Raw genomic sequence first — 207 nt, forward strand, 5'->3', positions numbered from 1 at the left:
AATATATAAAGAAAACGCTGAATCTGAAAGATAGAAAGCGAAAACATCCTTTGATCCTGATTTGGAATGCGTTAATGTATCTGATAAAAACAGGCTGTCAATGGCGTATGCTGCCAAAGAACTTTCCGAAATGGCAATTGGTTTATTATTACTATATCCGTTGGGTAGAAGCAGGTTACTTCGACTTAATTTTGGAAAAACTACGCA

At 35.7% G+C, this 207-nt stretch carries 1 protein-coding gene; it reads left to right on the top strand.

The genetic code is table 11. From position 1 onward, the window contains the following. The coding region (locus tag GNY06_RS03485; RefSeq protein WP_166518821.1) for a transposase at positions 1-207 on the top strand (207 nt) is incomplete at both ends.

The organism is Elizabethkingia argenteiflava (assembly GCF_009904105.1).
In the GTDB taxonomy this organism is placed as follows: Bacteria; Bacteroidota; Bacteroidia; order Flavobacteriales; family Weeksellaceae; genus Elizabethkingia; species Elizabethkingia argenteiflava.